24 protein-coding genes and 1 riboswitch are annotated in these 22,819 nt (G+C 37.5%); of the genes, 9 read left to right on the top strand and 15 right to left on the bottom strand.

The window, feature by feature from the left end:
* Positions 1–84: 84 nt before the first annotated feature.
* The gene (locus tag MKY26_RS23395; RefSeq protein WP_095371963.1) at positions 85–378 is read right to left on the bottom strand and encodes a GNAT family N-acetyltransferase; all 294 of its coding nucleotides are present in this window, start codon (positions 376–378) and stop codon (positions 85–87) included.
* Positions 312–623 (bottom strand): hypothetical protein, encoded by a 312-nt coding sequence (locus MKY26_RS13710; protein ID WP_095371962.1) that lies wholly within the window; start codon positions 621–623, stop codon positions 312–314. The genes MKY26_RS23395 and MKY26_RS13710 overlap by 67 nt, the downstream gene beginning before the upstream one ends.
* Before the next feature lie 209 nt (positions 624–832).
* Between MKY26_RS13710 and MKY26_RS13715 the strand changes: the two genes are divergently transcribed.
* From MKY26_RS13715 to MKY26_RS13735, 5 genes are all read left to right on the top strand, one after another.
* The gene (locus tag MKY26_RS13715) at positions 833–1,408 is read left to right on the top strand and encodes a hypothetical protein (RefSeq protein ID WP_180316933.1); all 576 of its coding nucleotides are present in this window, start codon (positions 833–835) and stop codon (positions 1,406–1,408) included.
* A gap of 79 nt (positions 1,409–1,487) precedes the next feature.
* Positions 1,488–1,603: riboswitch (SAM riboswitch) on the top strand.
* Positions 1,604–1,695: 92 nt separating this feature from the next.
* Positions 1,696–2,811 (top strand): iron-containing alcohol dehydrogenase family protein, encoded by a 1,116-nt coding sequence (locus MKY26_RS13720; protein ID WP_095373604.1) that lies wholly within the window; start codon positions 1,696–1,698, stop codon positions 2,809–2,811.
* Positions 2,808–3,629 carry a MetQ/NlpA family ABC transporter substrate-binding protein gene (locus MKY26_RS13725; protein ID WP_095371960.1) on the top strand — a complete coding sequence of 274 codons (822 nt, stop codon included), beginning with the start codon at positions 2,808–2,810 and terminating at the stop codon, positions 3,627–3,629. Before MKY26_RS13720 ends, MKY26_RS13725 begins: the two co-directional genes overlap by 4 nt.
* A 39-nt stretch (positions 3,630–3,668) precedes the next feature.
* On the top strand, positions 3,669–4,706 hold the full coding sequence (locus MKY26_RS13730) for a methionine ABC transporter ATP-binding protein (RefSeq protein ID WP_095371959.1): 1,038 nt from the start codon (positions 3,669–3,671) through the stop codon (positions 4,704–4,706).
* Positions 4,681–5,352, top strand: coding sequence for a methionine ABC transporter permease (locus MKY26_RS13735; protein WP_095371958.1), 672 nt, complete (start codon positions 4,681–4,683; stop codon positions 5,350–5,352). The genes MKY26_RS13730 and MKY26_RS13735 overlap by 26 nt, the downstream gene beginning before the upstream one ends.
* A gap of 91 nt (positions 5,353–5,443) precedes the next feature.
* Here the strand turns inward: MKY26_RS13735 and MKY26_RS13740 are convergent, their stop codons facing one another.
* The 8 genes from MKY26_RS13740 to MKY26_RS13775 all read right to left on the bottom strand — a co-directional run bounded on the left by MKY26_RS13740 (position 5,444) and on the right by MKY26_RS13775 (position 16,446).
* Complete coding sequence (locus tag MKY26_RS13740; RefSeq protein ID WP_341097881.1) at positions 5,444–8,548, bottom strand: MMPL family transporter; 3,105 nt, start codon at positions 8,546–8,548, stop codon at positions 5,444–5,446.
* A gap of 89 nt (positions 8,549–8,637) precedes the next feature.
* Positions 8,638–9,213: a TetR/AcrR family transcriptional regulator gene (locus tag MKY26_RS13745; protein ID WP_095371956.1), complete on the bottom strand. Its 576-nt coding sequence runs from the start codon at positions 9,211–9,213 to the stop codon at positions 8,638–8,640.
* A gap of 207 nt (positions 9,214–9,420) precedes the next feature.
* Positions 9,421–9,864 carry a hypothetical protein gene (locus tag MKY26_RS13750; protein WP_322910476.1) on the bottom strand — a complete coding sequence of 148 codons (444 nt, stop codon included), beginning with the start codon at positions 9,862–9,864 and terminating at the stop codon, positions 9,421–9,423.
* Between the two features lie 362 nt (positions 9,865–10,226).
* Positions 10,227–10,868, bottom strand: coding sequence for a 3-oxoacid CoA-transferase subunit B (locus MKY26_RS13755; RefSeq protein WP_095371955.1), 642 nt, complete (start codon positions 10,866–10,868; stop codon positions 10,227–10,229).
* 15 nt (positions 10,869–10,883) lie between these two features.
* Positions 10,884–11,582, bottom strand: coding sequence for a CoA transferase subunit A (locus tag MKY26_RS13760; protein WP_095371954.1), 699 nt, complete (start codon positions 11,580–11,582; stop codon positions 10,884–10,886).
* A 39-nt stretch (positions 11,583–11,621) separates the two neighbouring features.
* On the bottom strand, positions 11,622–13,007 hold the full coding sequence (locus MKY26_RS13765; RefSeq protein ID WP_095371953.1) for a GntP family permease: 1,386 nt from the start codon (positions 13,005–13,007) through the stop codon (positions 11,622–11,624).
* 696 nt (positions 13,008–13,703) lie between these two features.
* Positions 13,704–15,389, bottom strand: coding sequence for a sigma-54 interaction domain-containing protein (locus MKY26_RS13770; protein WP_322910473.1), 1,686 nt, complete (start codon positions 15,387–15,389; stop codon positions 13,704–13,706).
* A gap of 127 nt (positions 15,390–15,516) precedes the next feature.
* On the bottom strand, positions 15,517–16,446 hold the full coding sequence (locus MKY26_RS13775; protein ID WP_322910472.1) for a 3-hydroxyacyl-CoA dehydrogenase family protein: 930 nt from the start codon (positions 16,444–16,446) through the stop codon (positions 15,517–15,519).
* A 185-nt stretch (positions 16,447–16,631) separates the two neighbouring features.
* Here MKY26_RS13775 and MKY26_RS13780 point away from each other — a divergent pair, with 185 nt between their 5' ends.
* On the top strand, positions 16,632–17,408 hold the full coding sequence (locus MKY26_RS13780; RefSeq protein ID WP_095371951.1) for a 3-hydroxybutyrate dehydrogenase: 777 nt from the start codon (positions 16,632–16,634) through the stop codon (positions 17,406–17,408).
* 72 nt (positions 17,409–17,480) lie between these two features.
* Here the strand turns inward: MKY26_RS13780 and MKY26_RS13785 are convergent, their stop codons facing one another.
* From MKY26_RS13785 to MKY26_RS13805, 5 genes are all read right to left on the bottom strand, one after another.
* Positions 17,481–17,765 (bottom strand): 3-isopropylmalate dehydrogenase, encoded by a 285-nt coding sequence (locus tag MKY26_RS13785; protein ID WP_224937044.1) that lies wholly within the window; start codon positions 17,763–17,765, stop codon positions 17,481–17,483.
* A gap of 25 nt (positions 17,766–17,790) precedes the next feature.
* Positions 17,791–18,441 carry an alpha/beta fold hydrolase gene (locus MKY26_RS13790; protein ID WP_307317734.1) on the bottom strand — a complete coding sequence of 217 codons (651 nt, stop codon included), beginning with the start codon at positions 18,439–18,441 and terminating at the stop codon, positions 17,791–17,793.
* A gap of 94 nt (positions 18,442–18,535) precedes the next feature.
* Positions 18,536–18,829 (bottom strand): GNAT family N-acetyltransferase, encoded by a 294-nt coding sequence (locus tag MKY26_RS13795; RefSeq protein WP_341098693.1) that lies wholly within the window; start codon positions 18,827–18,829, stop codon positions 18,536–18,538.
* Between the two features lie 20 nt (positions 18,830–18,849).
* The gene (locus MKY26_RS13800) at positions 18,850–19,044 is read right to left on the bottom strand and encodes a hypothetical protein (RefSeq protein WP_322910471.1); all 195 of its coding nucleotides are present in this window, start codon (positions 19,042–19,044) and stop codon (positions 18,850–18,852) included.
* A 135-nt stretch (positions 19,045–19,179) separates the two neighbouring features.
* Entirely contained in the window at positions 19,180–20,103 is a 924-nt protein-coding gene (locus MKY26_RS13805) for a helix-turn-helix transcriptional regulator (RefSeq protein WP_095371948.1), read from the bottom strand.
* A 100-nt stretch (positions 20,104–20,203) separates the two neighbouring features.
* On the opposite strand from MKY26_RS13805, the gene MKY26_RS13810 reads away from it, so the two are divergent.
* The 3 genes from MKY26_RS13810 (at position 20,204) to modB (ending at position 22,813) form a co-directional block, all read left to right on the top strand.
* A complete protein-coding gene (locus MKY26_RS13810) occupies positions 20,204–21,262 on the top strand; it encodes an ABC transporter ATP-binding protein (protein WP_095371947.1) in 1,059 nt (352 codons plus the stop codon).
* 86 nt (positions 21,263–21,348) lie between these two features.
* On the top strand, positions 21,349–22,155 hold the full coding sequence (gene modA / locus MKY26_RS13815; protein WP_095371946.1) for a molybdate ABC transporter substrate-binding protein: 807 nt from the start codon (positions 21,349–21,351) through the stop codon (positions 22,153–22,155).
* Positions 22,136–22,813 (top strand): molybdate ABC transporter permease subunit, encoded by a 678-nt coding sequence (gene modB / locus MKY26_RS13820; protein WP_095371945.1) that lies wholly within the window; start codon positions 22,136–22,138, stop codon positions 22,811–22,813. The genes modA and modB overlap by 20 nt, the downstream gene beginning before the upstream one ends.
* Positions 22,814–22,819: the final 6 nt, after the last annotated feature.

Raw genomic sequence — 22,819 nt, forward strand, 5'->3', positions numbered from 1 at the left:
CGTGCAGGAAGTGAAATTTTAACATTAAATCGTTTCTATTTAAAGGTTCTCTTTAATTCTTCCCATAATAATGACATCTATAAATTAGAAAAGCGCAGGGCGCCCGCTTATCGGTGACAAGCATAAGACGAGCCGGCAGAAAGGTTGTTTTTTAACCTTTTTGACGGATTGGCTTATGACCTCGAGCCGATGGCGTCCGGAGCTAGACAAAGCCTCGTTAAACATTTCATATAATGCAATCGCCCTTATATTATCTGCACATACATCTAACTCTAATCTGATGAGTCCTAACTCTTCATCGGCAAGCTTTACTATTCGCTCAAGAAGCGTCTTGCCAATCCCTCTTCCTTGTACTTCTTCATTAATAGAGATGGACACATTCCGCTATATCTTAACTTTCCACTTCTCTCTTCTAAGGAAGCTATCCCTCGAACATGACCGTTACATTCTGCAACAAATACATCGTCTTCTTTTGTAAGTCCTTCAATATAATCTTCAATATCTTTTAATCTCCCCGATGATAAGGCCATTGTTTGTTGAATAATAGAATCTTGCCTATGCATATCATGAATATCTCTTGCATCATTTATATGTATCGGTCTAATCTTTATTTCTTCCCCCATATAAAAACTCCTTTTTTTATAAAACTGTTCTGAATGAAAACTTATAAACCAAGACTACCACTTTTCTTAGTTTGAAAATATTGCTTTATTCATTTACGAATGAACAGTATAAAAAGTTTCTTATCATTGCACTGACATAATCACTACGATACAAAATATATATGAAAGGAGGCATCGAGATATTTTATGAGCATCCAAAGGAGGGTAATTTGAATATGCTTGCTTTGTTCAGTCTTTTTCTAGTTGTCGGCTACAGTTTCTTTTTCTTTATTAGTGCCGTTAGAAAAAAGAAAGAAATAGCTACAAAATATTCTAAATGTATTCCCATGGTGGTTGGTATGACGAGTAGCTTAACAATCGGTTTGATTATATCTGTGTGGTTACCAGAAATGGCTAAAGCAACTGTATTATCAATTCTCATTAGCGCTGTCATTGCCATTTTTATAGGACTACCGTTTAAAACAAACGGACTCGTTGAAGCTCAAGCGTCAAGTCTCATGGGAAGTATGATGGGGGCAATGCTAGGCATTATGTTGGTACCCAGTGAAGTTACATTTATGATCATTAGCATGGATCTGATTTATTTAATTAGTATTTTTGCCATGATGCTTCTCATGCACAAAAAACATTCATTAAAGGAAGCATTGAAAAATCGACCTGTGCCCTTCTATCTAACATTCTTATTAAGCATCGCCATTATCTGTGCATCGGGAATTCATCAAGAAGCGAAGAACTCAATTCATCCGATTGAAGAAAACACCCCACAAGTAGAACACCATCACTAGTTTAATGATTAATTTCAATTATGTTATTGACTTTTCATGTAATAGATAATATTATGAATATAATTTAATAAAGCATTTTCTCTTATAAAGAGCGGCTGAGGGACTGGCCCTGCGACGCCCGGCAACCATTCATATACCCATATGAACAGGTGCTAAATCCTGCAAAATACTTTTTGGTATTTTGATATATGAGAGAGGTTTACTACTATTCTAGTATATTTATGCCTCTCATGATGAGAGGCATTTTTGTTTTTATCATCACATCAAAAGAGAAACGAGGAGAGGAAATGACTGTAACAATCGTAAAAGGGGCTCCAGGACATTATTTATTAGGTTCAGGCATTCTAACAGAACTCCCCGACCTACTTAAAGATATTTCTGTTTCCAAATACCATATAATAACCGGTAAAAAAGCTTGGCAAGCCGTGCAACCCTACTTGCCCAAGGAAGTAATAGATAACAACGTTCACCTTCATTATATAGATGGTCACACTACCTTAAAAAAGGTCCATGACATCCAAGAAATAATAACAAATGATGGTGCTAATGGCGTAATAGGTATTGGTGGTGGGACAGCATTAGATATAACAAAAGCAGTTGCGATTGAAGCATCTGTTCAATCCATTCTTATACCAACAATCGCAGCTACCTGTGCCGCATGGACACCATTAAGTGTTTTTTATAATGAAGAAGGCAGCTTTACTCATTATACAGAGTTCCCTATTGCGACAACCCTCGTATTGGTTGAACCTGAAATTATTGCTAAAGCGCCTATTACTTATTTAAAAGCAGGAATTGGGGATACATTAGCCAAGTTTTATGAAGCTGAAGCTCTAATTGAAAGTTTTTACCCTGAAGAAACACTTCCTGTACCTAAACAAATTTCGCAATTTTCAGCTAAAATTTGCCGAGATACATTGCTTAATGATGGTGAAGCCGCACTACAATCAGTAGCCAAAAACGAAACCTCAAAAGCACTTATCCGTGTGATTGAAACGATTATCATGACTGGGGGTATGGTCGGTGGATTCGGCGAAAAAGCAGGACGAATCGCTGGTGCCCATTCGTTTCATAATGGACTAACCGTAGCGGATGCAGCCCAAGATTTTCTTCATGGGGAATTAGTCGCTTACGGGATTCTTGGTCAATTGGCCATTGAAGAAAAATGGACGGAAGTTGATTACCTTCTCCCGTTTTATGAGAGCTGGCAATTGCCAAGTAGTCTCTCTAGTCTAACTATTGATGTGAATGATGAGCAATTAATGAAGACAATTGTAAAAAAGGCGATACGCCCAACTGAATCTATTCACTTTATGAAAAACGAGATAAGTGAACATTCTGTTTTACAAGCACTTCGATTATTAGAAAAACAAAATGAACAAAAAGGAGTTCAAACATCATGAAAAAATGGTTACTAACTGGAACAGTCTTATTATCTTTAACAGGCTTAGCTGCATGTGGTAGTGATGAAGCCAACAACTCTACAGAAGGATTATATGACGATGAAGAATTAGTCATTGGTGTCACTGCAGGTCCACATGAGCAAATCTTAGAAAAAGTAATTGAATTAGCTAAAGAAGAAAATATCAACATTAAATCACAAGTATTTACTGATTATGTGATGCCAAATGTCGCATTAGCTGAAAAAGAGATTGACTTAAACATTTTTCAAACAGAGCCTTATTTTAATGCATTTAAAGAAGATAGAAATTTAGATTTAGTTAAATCTTTTGATACCGTTTCATTCCCGATGGGCATCTATGCACTCAATGTAAAAGATGTAGCTGAATTAAAAGATGGCGCAAAAATCGGTCTTCCGAGTGACCCAACAAATAGTGGCCGAGCTCTATTACTATTTGAAAAAGCGGGATTAATCGAATTAGATCCTGAAACAGGTATTAATTCAACAGTTCGTGATATTGAAAAAAACAATGGTAACTATGAATTTATTGAACTTGACTCTGCTCAAATCGCTCGTCAGCTAGAAGAGCTTGACGCTGCAGCTATTAACACGAACTTTGCAATTGAAGCCGGTTTTGTCCCTTCTAAAGACGCTATCTTTATCGAGCCTAAGGATTCACCTTACGTAAACCACGCTGCTGTCCGTACGGAGAATAAAGATGATGAAATTCTTGAAAAATTAGCTGATATCTACCGCAGTGAAGAAATTGAAAAGTTTGTTGAAGAGGAATTTGACGGATCAGTTATCGTCTCTTGGTAAAATGATTAAAAATGAGCGTTACGGAGGGAGCATCAAATCATGATAGAGCTTAAGAATATAACCAAAACCTTTACAGGAAAACAAGGAAGCATCCATGCATTAAAGGATGTCTCACTATCAGTGAATCAAGGAGAAATCTACGGGGTTATCGGATACAGCGGCGCTGGTAAAAGTACATTAATTCGCTGTGTGAACTTACTTGAAAAACCTGATAATGGTTCTGTAAAAGTCAATGGGGTGGATTTAACCACGCTGACACCAGGAAAACTCCGTGAAGCAAGAAGTCATATCGGCATGATTTTTCAAGGGTTTAACTTATTAAAAACAGCAACAGTTTATGATAATATTGCTATCCCTCTTAAACTAACAGGATTAGATAAGAAAGAAGTAAAGAGCCGCGTTAATAAATATTTAGAGATTGTCGGTTTAAGTGAAAAACAAAATGCTTATCCAGCTGAGTTATCTGGTGGCCAAAAGCAAAGGGTTGCTATTGCACGTGCATTATCGCATGAACCAGAAGTATTACTCAGCGATGAAGCAACAAGCGCCTTAGATCCAGATACAACAGAGGCAATTCTTGATTTGCTATTAAAAATCAATAAAGAATTAGGGATTACGATTCTCCTTATTACACATGAGATGAATGTTATCCAAAGGATTTGCGATTGTGTGGCCGTTATGGAAAATGGGGAAATTATTGAAGAGGGACGAACGAAGGATATCTTTACCTCTCCTCAACACAGTACAACAAAAAGATTCGTTAATAGCTTATTTTCACATGATATCCCCGATGATCTATTAGAGGAATTAAGTGAAAGTGGCCAAGTGGCAACATTATCTTTCTTTGGTGAATCATCAGGTGATCCTGCACTTGCATTAGTAACGAAAAAATATGATATTTTCCCTAATATCTTATCTGGTAATATTACAAGATTAAAAGATGAAGCATTCGGACAGTTGCTTGTCCATTTTAAAGGCGATACAGCAGAAATTAACAAAGCCATACAATTTTTACAAGAGAAACAAGTCCATGTGGAAGGAGTGACACTCAATGAACGCCATCAACGAATTTCTTGATGCATGGGGTGCTGATTTATGGGAATCAACGATACAAACCTTCCAAATGGTTGGTATCTCTCTCGCTATTTCCATTCTGATCGGGCTACCATTAGGGATTCTCCTTGTTTTGACTAGACCAGGTAAAGCCCTAGATAATAAATTTGTATATAATGTGCTCAACGTAGTGATTAACGTCATTCGTTCCGTACCTTTTATTATCTTATTATTTTTCATTCTACCGTTTACCAAATTTATTGTCGGTACATCGATTGGTGTAAAAGGCGTAATTGTCCCACTTGTTATTTATACTGCTCCATATATTGCGCGCTTAATGGAATCAGCATTACTTGAGGTTGACCGTGGCGTAGTCGAAGCCTATGAAGCAATGGGAATTAAAACAAGACATATTATATGGAATGTACTTGTTAGAGAATCTCGCTCTTCAATCGTTCTTGGACTCACGATTGCAACAATTGGATTAATTGGTGCTACAGCAATGGCAGGACTCGTTGGCGGCGGAGGACTTGGTGACTTAGCCTACCGTTATGGACATTTAAGATATGAAGTTGATGTGATGTATGTCACAGTCATTTTACTGATTATTTTAGTACAAGGATTACAGTCATTAGGGAATTTCTGGGCTGCGAAGTTAAAGAAGGATTAAAGCAAAAGAGCCGAAGCGAATGTTCGGCTCTTTTCTTATTTCTGATAGAAGGGTCTTAAGAAAACCGGGGAAGAGATTGTTCTTCTTAACTTTAGGTCTCTTCTCTTCTTCTCTTTAATTTCTCCCCAATGGCTAAAAATGATGGGACTAAGATTGGTAGCATAAGTAAGCTCAGCATGATTAGCCCAATTATCACAACTAGCGCCACTTCAATCAGTGTAATAACACCTGAAGGGATTAATGCAGCAAAGGTCCCTCCTAAAATAATAGCAGCCGATATCACTACTCCACCTATATTTTTCGCTGCCGTTAAGATCGCATTTACTGGATTACCATCCACTTCATTAAAACGCATCATAAGAAAGATACTATAATCGACCCCAAGAGCGATAATCATAATAAAGCCAAAAAACGGCACATTCCAAGCGAGTTCACCCACGCCAAGAATAGATTGACTCATCCATTCACTAATACCTAATGAAGTATAGTAGGCTAATAGAAGTGCAGCAATAATATATAATGGCTGCATAACTGAACGGGTAATGACCATTAGAACGACGCCAATGCCAATTAACATTATTGTTGCCGTTCGAGCGAAATCTTCTGTAGCAATATTTTGTAAATCTAGATTTTGCTGTGTTTGCCCACCGATTGCATATTCAGCATCTTGTAAAATGGTTGCCTTCAAGCTTGCCGGCACTTGACGATTGACTTCCTCCATTACCTTCATGGCTTCATTTGTATAAGGATTTTCTTCTAACACAATCGTCAACGTCGTCATTTTTTGATTATCTGATACATACATATCAAGTGCTTGCTGGAATTCCTCTCCATTTAACACTTCCTCTGGAATAAAGAATTTCTCTGAAGCTTTCGAGTCACTTAACCCGCTAAGATACTTATTTGCATCCTGTAAACCTTCTCCTACTTGATTTAATCCATCTGTACTTTCTATTAATCCCTTTTGTAACTCCACCATTTTCTCACTTAAATCATTTAAACCCGTTTGGAGCATGGTTTGTCCCTCATTAATCTGGGCTAAACCAGACGCTAATTCACCCGATTTTGTTGCCATTTCGTCTGATGCATTTGCACCATTTGCTAGCCCTGCTTGCAATTCATTTGCACCTGACTCTAATGCAACTAAACCGTTATGCAGTTTTTCTAAACCAGCATCCACTTGCTCTAGTCCTGCATTCGCTTCTTCAAACTGGGACATCGCTCTTTCATATTGCGGATGAACAGCTTCTAATTGCGTATTTAACCCCTCAACTTGTTGCTTCGCCTCCCCTGCTGTTCCTAATGCGAATTGCATATGTTCATCTGAAGCAGCTTCGGGATTTTCTTCAATATAGTTTGTTAAAGATTGCTCAATTTGCGTAAATGCCAAAGTCATGCTTGTTACTGCAGTATTCATCTGTATAAATACATTGCCTGTATTCGAAAGACCTGTTTGCAGATCTGTATAGCCATTCAATAATGTGCCAGTTGCACCAGAAAGCTGTTCCACACTTGCCTTCACATCTGCAACCCCTTGATTTAACTCACTTGCCCCACTACTTCCTGATTGAATTCCAGTTGTTAATTCATTCAGTGCCTCAACTAAGGTCGACGCTCCGTTTTTAGCATTTGTTGTTCCATCAATGAGTGTTTGCACATCTTCTAATTGATTACTATTTTGATTGGCTGATAATTCTCCTTCAGCAGAAGATAAACCATCATGTATCGATCCTACCCCTTTGTTAGCATCCCCAATCCCTTGGTTTAATTGATCTGTTTGATCATTTAAATAGAGTTCTGCTATTTTTTCTCCAGTTGGTCTTGTTACAGATTGTACCTTGGATACGCCATCGACAGCTAATATTTTCTCTGTCAATTCATCTATCGCTTGCAATGACTCTTGTTGATTGAGTGATTGCTCATTTTTTATAACTAATGTTGCCGGTGCTGAGAACCCAGAAGGAAAATGGTCTTCTATCCGATTGATCCCCTGTTTTGATTCAAAAGAATCATCTACTTCAAGAAGGTCGTTATAGCTTAATTCTCCCGAGTATTTGAATACAAATGGCAAAGAGATAAGGAGGACAATAAGTAATGAGAGAAAAGGACGCATTATTGAATGTCCTGATAGAAATCCCCAAAATTTACTGTCTGCATGACCATCAAATTTCTTAGATGGCCAAAACATTTTCTTCCCTAATACGTACATGAAAAATGGATTAAATGTATACAACACTCCGACAAGGACTGCTACACCAATAGCTACTGCCGAACTAGCTTGATACAAACTAAATTGAGCAAACATTAATACAATAAAACCAATAAACACCGCTAAACCACTATATAAAACAGTAATTCCTGCCGTACGATAGGTAACTTTAAGTGCCTCTAAAATGGATTCCTGCTTACTCAGCTCTTCTTTAAACCTCGTAAAAAGTAAAATATTATAGTCCGTACCTATTCCAAATAAAATCACTACTAAGAACACTTGCGTAAAATTTGAAAATGGGTAATTAAATGATTCTACTAAGTTGGCAATAATAGACATAGAGACGATATAGGATACACCCACAGATAATAATGAGATAAACGGTATAATCGGTGAACGGAAAACAAGAATTAATACGAGTAGGATGAATACGACGGCAATTGCCTCGGTTTTCTTAATCCCATCCTGCGTCGCCTGAACAAAGTCTTCCATGACAAGTTCGTTGCCAGTAATAGAAACCTGGAGTGTTTCTGTTATGAGCTCACTTCTAAGAGAATTAGCGACTTCCTGTAATTCTCCTTGCTCTCGGTCAATAGAAATCTGCGCTAGTATGGTCGAACAATCTTCAGCTGTTAGAACCGAAGCTGCTTCTTCACCATCTAAATGCGTTGTCATCTCTTCGATACCAAGTGTTGATTGTCTGGCTTTTAATTCTGCAAGAAGTTTATCTAATTCCTCTTTCTCCTGATTAGACATTTTCTTGCCATCTTTTGATCCTATTACTGCTATAAAATCATACGTATTTGCATTCTCATCCATTTCCTCTAACATGTGTGACGCTTCTCTACTTAAGGCATTATCTGGTATGGTTATTTGCCCCTTTTCTCTAACAAGGTCATCCATATTCGGCATCCAAAGGAAACTTAATATTGAGATGACAACCCACCCGAAAAATAATAGGGTTCTTACATTTTTAAACTTTGACACGTTCTGGCTCCTTTCTCTTTTTTAAATCACGGAATGAATATTCATTCCTATTTATGTTCAGCTTGAAATCAACTTTCAAGCTAGCTTAACTAGTTGGCTTTAATCGCATTCCAACAACATTCCTCTAAGTTATCCATTAAAGGAGAACTACCATCAATCGTTCCTGCCCGCACCATTTTTAAAATTTGTACAATGGCACCATAAACAACACCTATCAAAGCCTCTGTTTGTAGAACAATAATTTCTCCTCTTTCTTGACCAACCCTAACAACATTGGAGATATACTCTATAAACGAATCAAAAAGTTCCTGACTCTCTTCTGTTAAAAACATTTCATTACAATGAGAATCAATGAAATGTAGCGCATGTGTATCTCCCATCGCAAAGTGGTGAATACTCTCAAAGATATGATGAAATTGTTCACGGATACTTGCATCAGTCGGATAATCCTTTAATAATTGTTCAAATAACGCATTTAGTTTTTCCTGGAAGAGCACATTAACTAAGTTCTCTTTATGATCAAAATAACGATAAATCGTTCCTGCCCCAACCTTTGCAGCATCAGCAATCATTGGTACCGTCGTCCCGTTATACCCCCTCTCTGCAAACAAAACAATCGCGGCATCCAATATATCTTGCCGCTTCGACTTTTTTGCGTCCGTCATATACTCGCTCCTCACTTTAGTCAATATATGATTCGGAATGAACATTCATTCCTTTTGGGAATAGAATAATATATTTTTTTATATTTTACAAGGGAAAAGAGAGAGGTATTTGGACTTTAAGCAAAAATGGCAGACTTGCCATTGACTATAGGAAGATGTACACAAACAACTATTTAACACACCATCTGCGTTTTTGTGAGTTTGGGTTTATATATGGGTTGCGCGCAGTTCTTTGTTGGCTACTCCTCGCTTTTGCACGTATTCATCATTTGCGCGCAATTCTTTGTTTGCCACTCCTCGCTTTTGCGCGTATTCATCATTTGCGCGCAATTCTTTGTTTGCCACTTCTCGCTTTTGCGCGTATTTATGGGTTGCGCGCAGTTCTTTGTTGGCTACTCCTCGCTTTTGCGCGTATTTATGATTTGCGCGCAGTTCTTTGTTTGTTACTCCTCGCTTTTGCGCGTATTCATGGGTTGCGCGCAATTCTTTGTTTGCCACTCCTCGCTTTTGCGCGTATTCATCATTTGCGCGCAGTTCTTTGTTTGTTACTCCTCGCTTTTGCGCGTATTCATCATTTGCGCGCAATTCTTTGTTTGCCACTTCTCGCTTTTGCGCATATTTATGTTTTGCGTGCAGTTCTTTGTTTGCCACTTCTCACTTTTGCGCGTATTCATGGGTTGCGCGCAGTTCTTTGTTGGCTACTCCTCGCTTTTGCGCGTATTCATCATTTGCGCGCAGTTCTTTGTTGGCTACTCCTCGCTTTTGCGCGTATTCATCATTTGCGCGCAGTTCTTTGGCTTCTCCCTACCACCTTTGCGCGTATACTTGAACTATACGCATTTCCCTGCCTTTTCCTTCCAACTTTTGTGTGTATTCATTACTTAAAGAACAACTCACCTAACGATGCCTGACTTGTTCACAAACTCCCACTTTATTTTACTTATCTTCCTAACCCCTCTTACATATAGCAAAAAGACTGACTCAAGAATAAAGTCAGTCTTTTTGCTACAAATTTATTTCACCGATTCACGTACAATAAAAGAAGCGGCAGTTGCCTCTTTTAATTCTTCTAAAGTCACGCCCTCTTGTAATTCTACAAGTTCCATGCCCTTTTCAGTGAATTCGAAGACTGCCATGTCCGTAATAAGTACATGAACAACTCCTTCACCAGTTAGTGGCAATTCACAACTCTTTTTCACTTTAGATTCACCATATTTATTACGATGGTCCATGATGACAACGATGCGTTTTGCTCCTTGAACAAGGTCCATGGCGCCACCCATACCTTTAACCATTTTTCCTGGTATCATCCAATTGGCTAAATCACCTGTTTCAGATACTTCCATACCACCAAGGATAGCAAGATCGATATGACCGCCACGAATCATAGAGAAGGATTCTGCGCTATCAAAATACGAAGCATTACGTTTAGCTGTCACTGTTTCTTTTCCAGCATTGATAAGATCAGCGTCTACTTCAGACTCTTTCGGGTAGCTACCAATGCCCAATAAACCATTTTCGGATTGAAGCATCACATCAAATTCTTCAGGGATGCGATCTGCAATTAAAGTAGGCATGCCAATACCAAGGTTTACACACATACCATCTTTAATTTCTTTTACTGCTCTATTGAGTATTTTTTCTCTTCCACTCATGATTATGTCCTCCTTTTAAGCTTCTTTTCTCGTTGTTAGTCTCTCTATTCTTTTCTCATAAGCTTTTCCTTCATATACATGTTGAACATATACGCCCGGTGTATGAATCTCATCTGCATCTAATTCTCCCGCACCAACTAACTCTTCTACTTCAACAATCGTTATTTTTCCTGCTGTCGCCACAGTTGGATTAAAATTACGAGCTGTTTTTCTAAAGACTAAGTTGCCAAATGGATCTGCTTTCCATGCTTTTACAAAAGCGAAATCCGCTACAATGCCTCTTTCTAAAATATATGTTTTTCCATCAAATTCTTTATGTTCTTTATCTTTAGCGACCTCTGTGCCTACACCAGTTGCAGTATAAAATCCTGGAATTCCAGCGCCACCAGCTCTTAACCTTTCAGCTAATGTACCTTGAGGAACGAGTTCAACTTCAAGCTCACCGCTTAAAAATTGTTTTTCAAATGTTTTATTTTCTCCTACATAAGAGGCGACCATTTTTTTGATTTGTTTATTTTGTAGAAGTAAGCCTAATCCCCAGTCATCCACACCACAGTTATTACTGTATACCGTTAGTTCCTTCGTTCCTTTTTCTTGCAGGGCTATAATTAGTTTCTCTGGAATACCGCATAAACCAAAACCACCTACTGCTATAGAAGCACCGTCCTGAACTTGTTCTAACACTTCATCTAAAGATGTAATTATTTTACTCATGGTATGACTCTCCTTCCATCTTCCTTATAAACTATTAAATTAAATAAATAGTGAAATAGCAAAAGCTAATGCAAATACAGTAATCGTTTTTAATATTGTCAACACAAAGATATCTCCATATGATTGTCTATGTGTTAAGCCAGTAATCGCTAATAATGTAATAACAGCACCGTTATGAGGAAGGGTATCCATTCCACCTGAAGCCATAGAAGCAATACGATGAAGTAACTCTGGCGAAATACCTAATGTTTGTGCCATCTGTAAATATTGTGCACCCATTACCTCTAATGCGATTGATAACCCACCTGAGGCAGATCCAGTTACCCCTGAGAGTACGTTTACAGCAATTGCTTCAGAGACTAACGGATTATTGCTTGCATTAAATACCCAGTCTTGAATCGCTGTAAAACCCGGTAGCGTTTTCACAACATTACCGAAGCCAACTTCAGAAGCAGTATTAAAGATTGCTAGTAATGAACCCATAGCAGCTGTCGTTAACCCTGCTGCCAAACCTGTTTTTATTTTTCTCACATTCGTGAGCATTGCGACAATTATTCCGATGGTTAATGCTGCAACGAGTGCCCATGTTGAAGTGACTGTGCTTGGATCAGCAATATTGTATTGTTCAGAAAGCTGTGATGCATCATACCAGAATTTCGCAGACCAACTTGTGCGGCTAAAAATAAAGTTTAATGCAATCACGACAACGAGTGGTAAGATTGCTAACCAAAAACTTGGTAACGTATTCGGGTCGACTTTTTCAGGCTCGTTTTTATGCCCTGTACCATAACCTTCGCCATTCGCAAGCGCTTTCCTTCTACGACGTTCTAACCAAATCATCCCGCCAGTGAAGATAATAATTGCTCCAATGATACCTACAAGAGGGGCAGCATAAGCATCTGTTCCAAAATAATTCGTTGGTATAATATTTTGAATTTGTGGCGTACCAGGTAGTGCGTCCATTGTATACGTGAATGCTCCTAATGCAATAGCGCCTGGAATTAAACGTTTAGGAATATCAGCTTCTTTGAAGATAGCTGCAGCAAACGGATAAACAGCAAATGCGACGACAAATAGGGAAACGCCTCCATATGTTAACGCAGAACATGCAAGTACAACAGCTAAAATAGCATGTTTTGACCCTAGTGAGGATACAATTGTCCTTGCAATGGCTGCTGCTGCTCCTGTCATTTCCATCACTTTTCCGAAAATCGCACCTAGTAGGAAGATTGGGAAAAATGATTTGATATAATTAGCTGCATTCGACATATACGTCTCTGTGTAGCTTGGTAATAATAACCCTCCAGATATGACAACAGCTAATAACGTAACAATTGGGGCAATAATAATAACTGGATAACCACGATAAGCTAAGAAAATTAAAAGTCCTAATGCTAGTATAATAGCAAAAATCTCAATAAACAATGAAATCCCCCTTTATTTTCGCTAACAAGTCAAACTGACTTCTCCCCAGAGTCGTCCGATTGTTGCTTTTCTCCCCCTTTGTAACTCCCTCTTACTTTTACTTGTAGAAAACGTTTTCATTTCCATATACATCTCCCCAAAAATTTCTTTTGGAGTCATACTGACAATAAACCGTCTGTTAAAACTATGCAATGAACGTGCCAACTTAAAAATTCCCTCTATTCTTATTCTTTTTTATATTCATGCACATTTTTTTCGCAAAAACCGTTCAGAAAAACTGTCACTTTTAAAACACTGCGGTTATTCTGTATGGATTTACGTACACTCTAAGAATATCCACTCAGTTCTTGTACGGATTACTTAACAGATTTACGGAATATCGAATCATTTATCTTTTTTGTTTTTGTGAGAATAGGGGTTACAGATAATGTGGATAAACATTGATATCCACACTACTCTTGGGATTTCTACTCTTTTGTGTGGACAAATCGTAATTTATTACCCGCATTTCTTCTGGATTTTCCACTCTTTTGTGTGGGCAAACTCCAATTGCCCACACTCCTTCGAGTTTTTCCGTCTTTTTGTGTGGATAATTAACAATCATCATCTACAGTTGTACCGTTTTGGGTATCATACAAAAAAAATCCTACCAAACACTATAACAAGTATTTGGTAGAATCCCGTTCTAAACCTTGCTTACTCTTCTAGCAAATGATATTTGTTCATTTTTTCATACAATGTCGTACGGCTAATGCCGAGACGTTTGGCTGCTTCTGTTTTCTTGCCACCAACTGCTGTTAGACATTGAATAATGGTTTGTTTTTCTGTTTCTTCCATGACTTCTGCTAATGTACGTGTAGGTATTACTGTTTCTTGTAATTTAATATTTGTCGACAAGTGCTTCGGTTCAATAAAACAATTGAGATCAACCATATTCATCGCGCGCTCGATTACATTTTCAAGTTCTCGAATATTGCCTGGCCAATGGTAGTTTTTCAAGATATGGAGCGCCTTTTCGTCAATCCCCTTGACTGGTTTTGCCATCATTGTTGCGTATTTTTCTGTAAAATAATGAGACAGTCGTGAAACATCTTCTTTTCTATCTTTTAAAGAAGGAATGGTTATTTCCATCACCTTTAAGCGATAGTAAAGATCCAATCGGAATTCTCCTTTATTAACCATATCCTCTAGATTACGGTTAGTTGCTGCAATAATACGAACATCAATGGCTTTACTATTAGTTGAACCGACTCGTTCAACTTCTTTTTCTTGTAACACGCGTAATAACTTCACTTGCATATGAATGGGCAGCTCACCTATTTCATCTAAAAAAATTGTGCCTCCATCTGCTGTTTCAAACTTTCCTGCTTTGCCGCCTTTTCTTGCACCTGTAAACGCTCCCTCTTCATAGCCAAATAGTTCGGATTCAATTAATTCAGCTGGGATAGCAGCACAATTCACTTTTACAAACAGCCCCATTCCCCTACTGCTTGCCTGATGAATCGCATGTGCAAATAATTCCTTGCCTGTCCCGCTCTCACCTAAGAGCAACACATTAGAATCATTTTCGGCCACTTTGACTGCTTGCGCTTTTACTTGTTTAAAAGCAGGAGATTCACCAATTAAATGATGAAAAGAGTATGATGCTTTATTACTTTCTCTAAAATCACCCTTATATTTCTTCAACTCTTTTTCTAATGAGTGCAATCGTTTAAATAATGCGGAAAACTGACCAACATTTTTAAATAGGAGCTTTCCAACCGCACCTACTACTTTTCCATTTTTAAAAATAGGCGAACGAGTAGCAATCATATAGCCACCATTTACTTTCTGTAAGGAGGCTGCTTCTTGCTTACCTGTTTTTACAACGATATGCATTCTCGTATTTTCGATCACTTCTGTAACATGCTTACCTATTGAGCTTTTCTGATCGACCTTCAAAAATTCCGCATATGCTTGCGTCAACAGAACGACATAGCCTTTTGCATCAACAAGCACTAAGCCGTCATAAGCATATTCTAGAATGTCTTCTATTAGCATCTCATTCTCTTGCTGTCCTTGGCCGGTAGGTAGCAAATCTGCAATAGCTTCATTTGAAAGTGCACAAAGATACATATAGGCAGCGCCATTTATACCTTCTAACCGTTCACCCTTAATTAATAGCTCTTTTTTATTTATTTTCATCTTAACGATTGTACTGAGAAGGAAGTCTTGTTGGAGAAGATGAGTCATTTCGTTTTCATCGTCATCCATCATCCACAACAATCTTTGATTACAAAACAGTATCTCCTTTTGATGATTAAGTATCATCACCCCTAACGGCAGCTCATCTATGATTTTGTTAAATAACTGTTCATTCTGGATGGCATGACTGTTTTGCATCTTAGATCTCTCCTTACAATCTACTTTTTACAATCTGATAATTTTCATTATTATATCATAGCCAGGCAAAAGAAATTTTTTAATCACATAAAAGGTGTAGAACTTTTTGTCGTTCTACACCTACGCATTATTTTTTCATTTTTGCTAAGCGAATAAAGGAACGGTCTCTTTCTAATAGTTTATTAGAGACCATCTCACCTTCATATTGGAAAATCCCTTCACCTGTCTTTACACCAAGCTTCTTCTCGGCTACTAAGTCAGAGATAATGGCTGGCGCTTCCTTTGTGTCATTTAATTCTGAAGCAACGTTATTAAATACTCTTTCCCAAGTATCTAATCCCCCGAAGTCAGCAATCTCAATCGGCCCTGTAAATGCCCAGCGGAAACCTGGCCCTGCGGTAATAGCCGTATCTATATCTTCAGCTGTTGCCACGCCTTCAGCCAATAATGAAAAAGCTTCTCTCATTAAGGCTGTTTGTAATCGATTAGCAATAAAGCCAGACTTTTCTTTTTGTAAAATAACAGGTGCTTTGCCGATTTCTTTCATAATGTTTCTCACTTCTTCAACAATTGCATCCGAAGTCTGTTCATGTTTAATAATTTCTACTAAGGGAACTAGATGTGCTGGGTTAAAGAAATGCATGATCACCATTTGATCAGCAAACGTGCACTTCTCCATTAATCTCGTAATAGGAAAAGTTGATGTATTTGAGGCAACGATCGCTGTTGGTTGCTTCATTTCTTCCAACTGTTTATATAAATCCCACTTCCATTCAATCACTTCTGGTATTGCTTCAATAATTAAATCTGCTTCTTGAACTGCTTGAGATAAGTTAGCAACATATCTAATAGCATTCAAGCTTGTATCCGCTTCCTTTTCTAATAACACTTCCTCTTCAACAAGTAATGCTACATCTGCAGCTACTCTTTTTTCTGCTTTATGTAATAATTCATCGTTTAAATCATTCAGTATTACGTCGTATCCTTTAGTTGCAAACGATATCGCAATACCAGTCCCCATTACACCTGAACCAATCACAGTAATATTTCTTATCATCGTTGTAACCTCCTTTAACTTTTCAAAAATTAAAAATGCAATTACTGTGCCAAAAATAAAATAATTGCGAAAACCGTGAATCTATGTTACGATTTTTCCAGTTTTAACTCCCCAACTCCCTATTACTGACTTTACACATCTTCATACTGGAATAAGCCACTAGATTGATATGGAGGAATGTCAAAATGGTATCTAATAAAGTGGCAATTATAACAGGTTCAGCACGAGGCATTGGTTATGAGATTGGCAAAATTTTTGCCGAAAACGGAGCCAAGGTCGTTCTTTCCGATATTAATGAAGAGGAAGTCAAAAATTCTGCGCAATCTCTTCAAGAAAAAGGGCTAGAAGTGTCTGGCCTGAAAGCTGATGTAACAAAAGAAGAAGACATTATCAGCTTGATTGAAGAAACAAAGAAAACACATGGAAGAATCGATATCTTTATTAATAATGCCGGTTTGCAACATGTGGCACCCATTGAAGATTTCCCTACTGAGAAATTTGAGCTGATGATTAAAATCATGCTTACAGCACCATTTATTTCACTCAAACACGTATTACCAATTATGAAAGAACAACAATTTGGTCGTATCTTAAATATTGCATCCATTAACGGATTAATTGGATTTGCCAACAAAGCAGCCTACAATAGTGCGAAACATGGTGTAATCGGCTTAACAAAAGTGGCCGCACTAGAGTCCGCAGCAGATGGCATTACAGTCAATGCCCTTTGCCCTGGTTATGTTGACACACCACTTGTGCAAAACCAATTACAAGACTTAGCAACAACAAGAAATGTGCCATTAGAAAATGTCCTTGAAGAAGTCATCTATCCACTCGTTCCACAAAAACGCTTACTACAAGTAAAAGAAATTGCTGACTATGCCATGTTCCTAGCCAGTGATTTAGCTGGAGGCGTAACAGGCCAGGCGATTGTGATGGATGGTGGGTATACGGCGCAATAAGTGACAAAAAGAGAAAACTAGAATCAAACTAAAAGAAGTGCTGTTCCTTAACAGTACTTCTTTTGATTATATTTACATCATTTTGAGTACTTTTTGTAAGCAACTTACTATCACGGCGATAAATAATACTATCCCACTATTAACAAGCAACATATAGCCTATTTGCAGACCATAAAAAACGGTAAACGGATCGCGGATTATAGAGATAGCTATTAAACTCCCCATACCACCAAATACAGGGGCAAATGCTAGAATAATGAGTGCTCCCTTGTATACACTTCTTTTTTTAAAAACTACAAATGCCCCTGCTATATTGGCAATGGCAATAAAAACAATCATCAAAATTGAAAGAATCACCATTTATCCTCCTTAGTAAAATCGCTTATTTTAAATTCGTATTCACTAAGAAAGTTTCCACTTCCTCTGCAAACTGTTGCGGCATTTGTGTATTCAGTTCATGGCTACCATTATTTATGATTTGTAATTGCGCATGTGGGATCAAATTTGCCAATTCTTTTGCAGTAGGCATATTTATACGGTCTTTAGAACCAACCAATACTAAGGTCGGAATATTTATTTGATGCAATGAATGAGATAAATCATAACTTTCCATAGATTGATAAAGGGGAATAATTGTTGACTTTTCTATCCCTTGCTTCCTCCACACTTTTGTTGGTATGAGCTTAAATATATATTTTTGCAGCTGAAATATGCTTTTAATCTTCCATCCATTTACTAATGAGTATGGCGTTCCCGATAATACCATCCCTTTTAAATGAGGGTTCGTGATAAGGGATTGATGTAATGCAAAGCATCCTCCTAATGATAGTCCAATGATGATAAACGGACCATCTATTGTATGAAGCACATTAGTTAAAGATTTAGATAACTGATTGAAAGTAATAGATTCAGATGTTTTCACTAATTCATCTATAGAGATGAACCTAGCATCGTATCCGTCCCCCATAAACTTCTTAACCTTTATCCAACTATCATTGGTCTGGCCTAATCCATGCAAAAAAACTAGTTTCATCCGTTTCTCACCACCGATATTTAATTGTGCCCTGTAGCTTAGTTACTTTGTTTAGTGAATACAACGAGCTAAATTTCACCAACTCTTTTTCCTACTAAATATCCCGCGCATATCGCAAAGTTTTATATTCATCTTGCCCCTTGTTATACCAACCTTTCTGTTCATGTTGCAAAACGAAACCTTTTGCCTCATAAAAGGGAATGCCCATTCCATTTCCCTTTTGAACAGATACCCATTGTTCTTTTACACCGTAGATTTCTTTTTGTTGTTTCGTAATAGCATGTAATAGTTTTGTGCCGATACCTTCGTTTTTCCTAGCTGGATCAAGGTATAAAACAAATATTTCCCCGATTCCTTCACCAGTCAATCCACCGCCACCTGCACCAATAACACGCTCATTATCTACTGCTACAAAGTAACCTCCCCATTGTCGATTCTCGTTTCAACTTCTGCTGAAACTCTAGCAACATTGTAAAAATCACTGATCACACTCTCAATATATTCCTTCGTATATAAATCCTTATAGGTCGCCCGATATCCATTTGAACACACCTTAATAATCCCATTAATATGGGTTGAATTAGCTTGAATGATTTGTATCATATTTATCCCCTATTCATGGAAAAATCAGAATTTTATTACTCTAATTTTACCATAGAAAGAAGTGATGGATGGCAAGACTTGTTATCCTCAACAAAAAACCTACTGTCTTTTTCAGACAATAGGTTTTTCCTTCTCTTATGATTCATAAATAACTTCCCCACACTTACGTAAATCATAGCCGTATAGCTGTTCGATTTCCTTTTTATAACTTTGGGAATTAACCGTTTCTTTCAACAATTGTACAAGTTCTTCATTTTCTTTAAGAATGATAAGGTCATACTGCTCAGATATTAATGGAATAAAGTCAACATTGACCATTTTTGTTACATTTTCAATACCTATACCAATATCCGCCTGACCACTCGCGACAGCTGAAGCCACAGAGTAATGGCTTGTTAACACATGGTCATACCCATTAAGCTTGCTCGCATTGAATCCATGAACTCTAAGTTGTTCATCCAATAACACTCTTGCGCCAGAGCCAACTTCCCTATTCATGATGGTAACATCCGCACGCCCAAGATCTGCCCATCCTTGAATATGCAGAGGGTTTCCTTTTTGTACGTAGATACCTGCCGTACGGTAAACAAGATTCAGTTGGATAAACGGTTGACTGACAAGAATTTTCTTCACATAAGACGTATTATATTCTCCTGTATCACCATCAAACAAATGACAACTAACGACATTACATTCTCCACGATACATCGAAAATAAACTATTCAAGCTACCACTATACATTCTTAATGGCGGTTGTCCTTTTTCATTTTCTATATGTTTAGCTAGTATATCTAAAACAATATCTTGTCCACTTATAATCACATGACCATCATCAACTGAATGAACTTTCTCTTTTACTTCTTTCACAGCTTTATTCTTGGTGATACCTGTTTTACTCTTGGATTTGTATCGCTCCAAGTCGATGGCATCAATTCTCATTTGCCTCCCTACACGATAAGCAGGGAGTTGATCCTTTTTAATAAGATCATATACTGTTAACTTTGAAACCTTTAATAATTGTGAAACTTCTTCTATTGTATAAGATGCATCGTTCGTCAAAAGTATCACCTCCAGGATATTTCAAAAAGGATTCGTTTTTTGTTTATGTTTTTATTATAATTAATACTAACTAATTATAACTAATCAAAAGGTGGGCAAAATGGCACAATTAATCTTTGAACATATTTCTAAATCTTATCATTCAGGTGAACCGGTCATAAAAGATTTCCACTTTGAAACAAAAGAACAAGAGTTTATAGTCTTTGTTGGACCATCTGGTTGCGGAAAATCAACGATCCTAAAAATGATAGCCGGCTTAGAAAACATCACTTCCGGAAGATTAATAATTGATGGGAGAGAAATGAATAACGTCCCTACTAGAGAACGTAATCTATCAATGGTCTTTCAAAATTATGCGTTATATCCTCATATGACAGTATATCAAAATATCGCTTTCGGTTTAAAGATGAGGAAAGAAAAGAAAACTGATATTAAGAAAAAAGTGTTGAAAACCGCAGAGATTACTGGCTTAACAACTTTGTTAACAAGAAAACCGAAAGATCTATCGGGCGGACAAAGGCAGCGTGTAGCCCTTGCTAGGGCAATCGTTTGCGATAATCCCGTTTTTCTAATGGATGAACCACTCTCTAACCTTGATGCCAAGCTGCGTACACAAATGCGCAGAGAAATTACCCTTTTGCATAAAAGGCTAGCAACTACGACAATTTATGTCACTCATGATCAAACAGAGGCAATGACAATGGCTGATCGTATTATCGTATTAAAAGATGGAAGTATTCAACAAGTGGGTACACCACATGAAATTTATGAAACACCAGCAAATCTCTTTGTCGCCAGCTTTATTGGATCACCAGCTATCAATGTTTTAGAAGGAAAGGTCGAATCCAATGTCATTACAATTGACGGAATTCCGACTCATTTTTCACGTGAAAATTTAAAAAATACTAATGAGGCACTAATCGGTATTCGTCCGGAGCATTTAATCATTGATAAATATAATCCACTCTTGATTGCCACCGTTGAAGACTTAGAAACTCTTGGTGCAGATACAATTATTTATGCTAAATACAACCGCATTCATTTAACGATAAAAGCACCTGGATTGTTATCCTTCACTAAAGGTGACCGATTACCTTTGTCACTCGCTGGTAAGCATCTTCTCCTATTTGATAAAGAGTCAAAAAAAATAATCCTTTAGTATAAAAAAGTATTTTCTTTTATAATTAGTTATAATAAGATATAAAAAGATATAATTAATTAGAAGAAAGATGGAGATGATTCAACTTGTTAAAACATTTAAAGCTGATCTGTTTATTACTCTTAGTTACTTTATTTACCGTAGCATGTTCTTCAAATGAAGGAGAAACTGCCCTAAAAGAAACGAATAATAAAGAAAAAGAACCCGTAGAATTAACGATTTCTGCTGCTGCTAGTTTGCAAGATGCCATGTCAGAAATAGATGAAATGTATGCAGAACAACACCCTGAGACAAAACTCACATTCAATTTCGGTGGATCAGGTTCTCTCCAACAGCAAATATCCCAGGGGGCACCAGTTGACCTCTTCTTCTCAGCTGCAGAAGATAAATTCGATATTTTAGTAGAAGAAGGAAGTATTGCAAAAGAAGATGGTGTTGACCTATTAGGAAATAGCTTAGTGTTAATCACGCCAGCCGATGAAAAAAATCTAACAGGTTTTACAGATTTAACAAAAAAGGAAGTTGAACAAATTTCACTTGGCACACCTGAATCTGTCCCTGCTGGCGCTTACGGTGTCGAATCACTTAAAAATATGGGCTTATGGAACGAGCTAGAAGCTAAAACCGTTTACGCAAAAGATGTAAGACAAGTTCTTTCTTATGTAGAGACTGGCAACGTAAATGCAGGCATTGTTTATAAAACAGATGCACTCGTTTCTGATAAAGTTGAAATTATTGATACAGCAGATGCTGATACACATACACCTATTATTTACCCTGTTGGTATAGTAAAAGACACGAAAAATTACGATGCAGCGAAAGAATTCTATACCTTCTTACAATCTGATGAAGCATTAAAGGTCTTTGAGGAATATGGATTCACTGCTCAATAATATTACTAGTTCAACCTTTCTAAGTCCCATATGGATTTCATTAAAAATTGCCCTTCTCGCTGGAATAATCGTCGTTATAATTGGAACAATTGCTGGCTATTTTCTAGCAAGAAGGTCTTTTAAAGGCAAAGCAGTCGTCGAAACGATTTTAATGTTGCCAATGGTACTACCACCGACAGTCGTTGGCTTCTTATTAATTGTCATCTTTGGTAAAAATAGTTGGGCTGGTCAAGCTATAACTTGGCTATTCGACAGACCCATTATTTTCACTTGGTGGGCTGCAGTCCTTGCCGCCATCGTTGTCTCTTTCCCTTTAATGTATCAATCAGCTAAATCTGGCTTTCTCAGTATTGATCGTGATATCGAGGATGCAGCACGTGTGGATGGTGCAAGTGATTGGAAAGTATTTTGGCTAATATCTGTTCCATTAGCTTCTAAGGCGCTCATTTCTGGGGCTATTTTAAGCTTTGCCAGAGCACTAGGAGAATTTGGCGCAACATTGATGTTTGCAGGTAATATTCCTGGTGAAACACAAACGATTCCTATTGCTATCTATCTAGCCATCGATTCCGGACAAATGACCATGGCTTGGCTTTGGGTAGGGGCTATGATTATTATTTCATTTATCATCCTTTTAACGATTAGAGTAAAGGAATAAAAAATC

Source organism: Cytobacillus sp. FSL R7-0680, from assembly GCF_038009245.1.
Lineage (GTDB): Bacteria > Bacillota > Bacilli > Bacillales > Cytobacillaceae > Cytobacillus > Cytobacillus kochii.

What these genes read in the sequence shown, in the direction of transcription:
- modB (WP_095371945.1), top strand. Translation starts at nt 22,136, where the DNA reads ATGGATTCACTGCTCAATAATATTACTAGTTCAACCTTTCTAAGTCCC.
- MKY26_RS13775 (WP_322910472.1), bottom strand. Translation starts at nt 16,446, where the DNA reads ATGATAAGAAATATTACTGTGATTGGTTCAGGTGTAATGGGGACTGGT.
- MKY26_RS13780 (WP_095371951.1), top strand. Translation starts at nt 16,632, where the DNA reads ATGGTATCTAATAAAGTGGCAATTATAACAGGTTCAGCACGAGGCATT.
- MKY26_RS13725 (WP_095371960.1), top strand. Translation starts at nt 2,808, where the DNA reads ATGAAAAAATGGTTACTAACTGGAACAGTCTTATTATCTTTAACAGGC.
- MKY26_RS13735 (WP_095371958.1), top strand. Translation starts at nt 4,681, where the DNA reads ATGAACGCCATCAACGAATTTCTTGATGCATGGGGTGCTGATTTATGG.
- MKY26_RS13810 (WP_095371947.1), top strand. Translation starts at nt 20,204, where the DNA reads ATGGCACAATTAATCTTTGAACATATTTCTAAATCTTATCATTCAGGT.
- MKY26_RS13770 (WP_322910473.1), bottom strand. Translation starts at nt 15,389, where the DNA reads ATGCAAAACAGTCATGCCATCCAGAATGAACAGTTATTTAACAAAATC.
- MKY26_RS13710 (WP_095371962.1), bottom strand. Translation starts at nt 623, where the DNA reads ATGGGGGAAGAAATAAAGATTAGACCGATACATATAAATGATGCAAGA.
- MKY26_RS13800 (WP_322910471.1), bottom strand. Translation starts at nt 19,044, where the DNA reads ATGATACAAATCATTCAAGCTAATTCAACCCATATTAATGGGATTATT.
- MKY26_RS13720 (WP_095373604.1), top strand. Translation starts at nt 1,696, where the DNA reads ATGACTGTAACAATCGTAAAAGGGGCTCCAGGACATTATTTATTAGGT.
- MKY26_RS13790 (WP_307317734.1), bottom strand. Translation starts at nt 18,441, where the DNA reads ATGAAACTAGTTTTTTTGCATGGATTAGGCCAGACCAATGATAGTTGG.
- MKY26_RS13730 (WP_095371959.1), top strand. Translation starts at nt 3,669, where the DNA reads ATGATAGAGCTTAAGAATATAACCAAAACCTTTACAGGAAAACAAGGA.
- MKY26_RS13760 (WP_095371954.1), bottom strand. Translation starts at nt 11,582, where the DNA reads ATGAGTAAAATAATTACATCTTTAGATGAAGTGTTAGAACAAGTTCAG.
- MKY26_RS13755 (WP_095371955.1), bottom strand. Translation starts at nt 10,868, where the DNA reads ATGAGTGGAAGAGAAAAAATACTCAATAGAGCAGTAAAAGAAATTAAA.
- MKY26_RS13745 (WP_095371956.1), bottom strand. Translation starts at nt 9,213, where the DNA reads ATGACGGACGCAAAAAAGTCGAAGCGGCAAGATATATTGGATGCCGCG.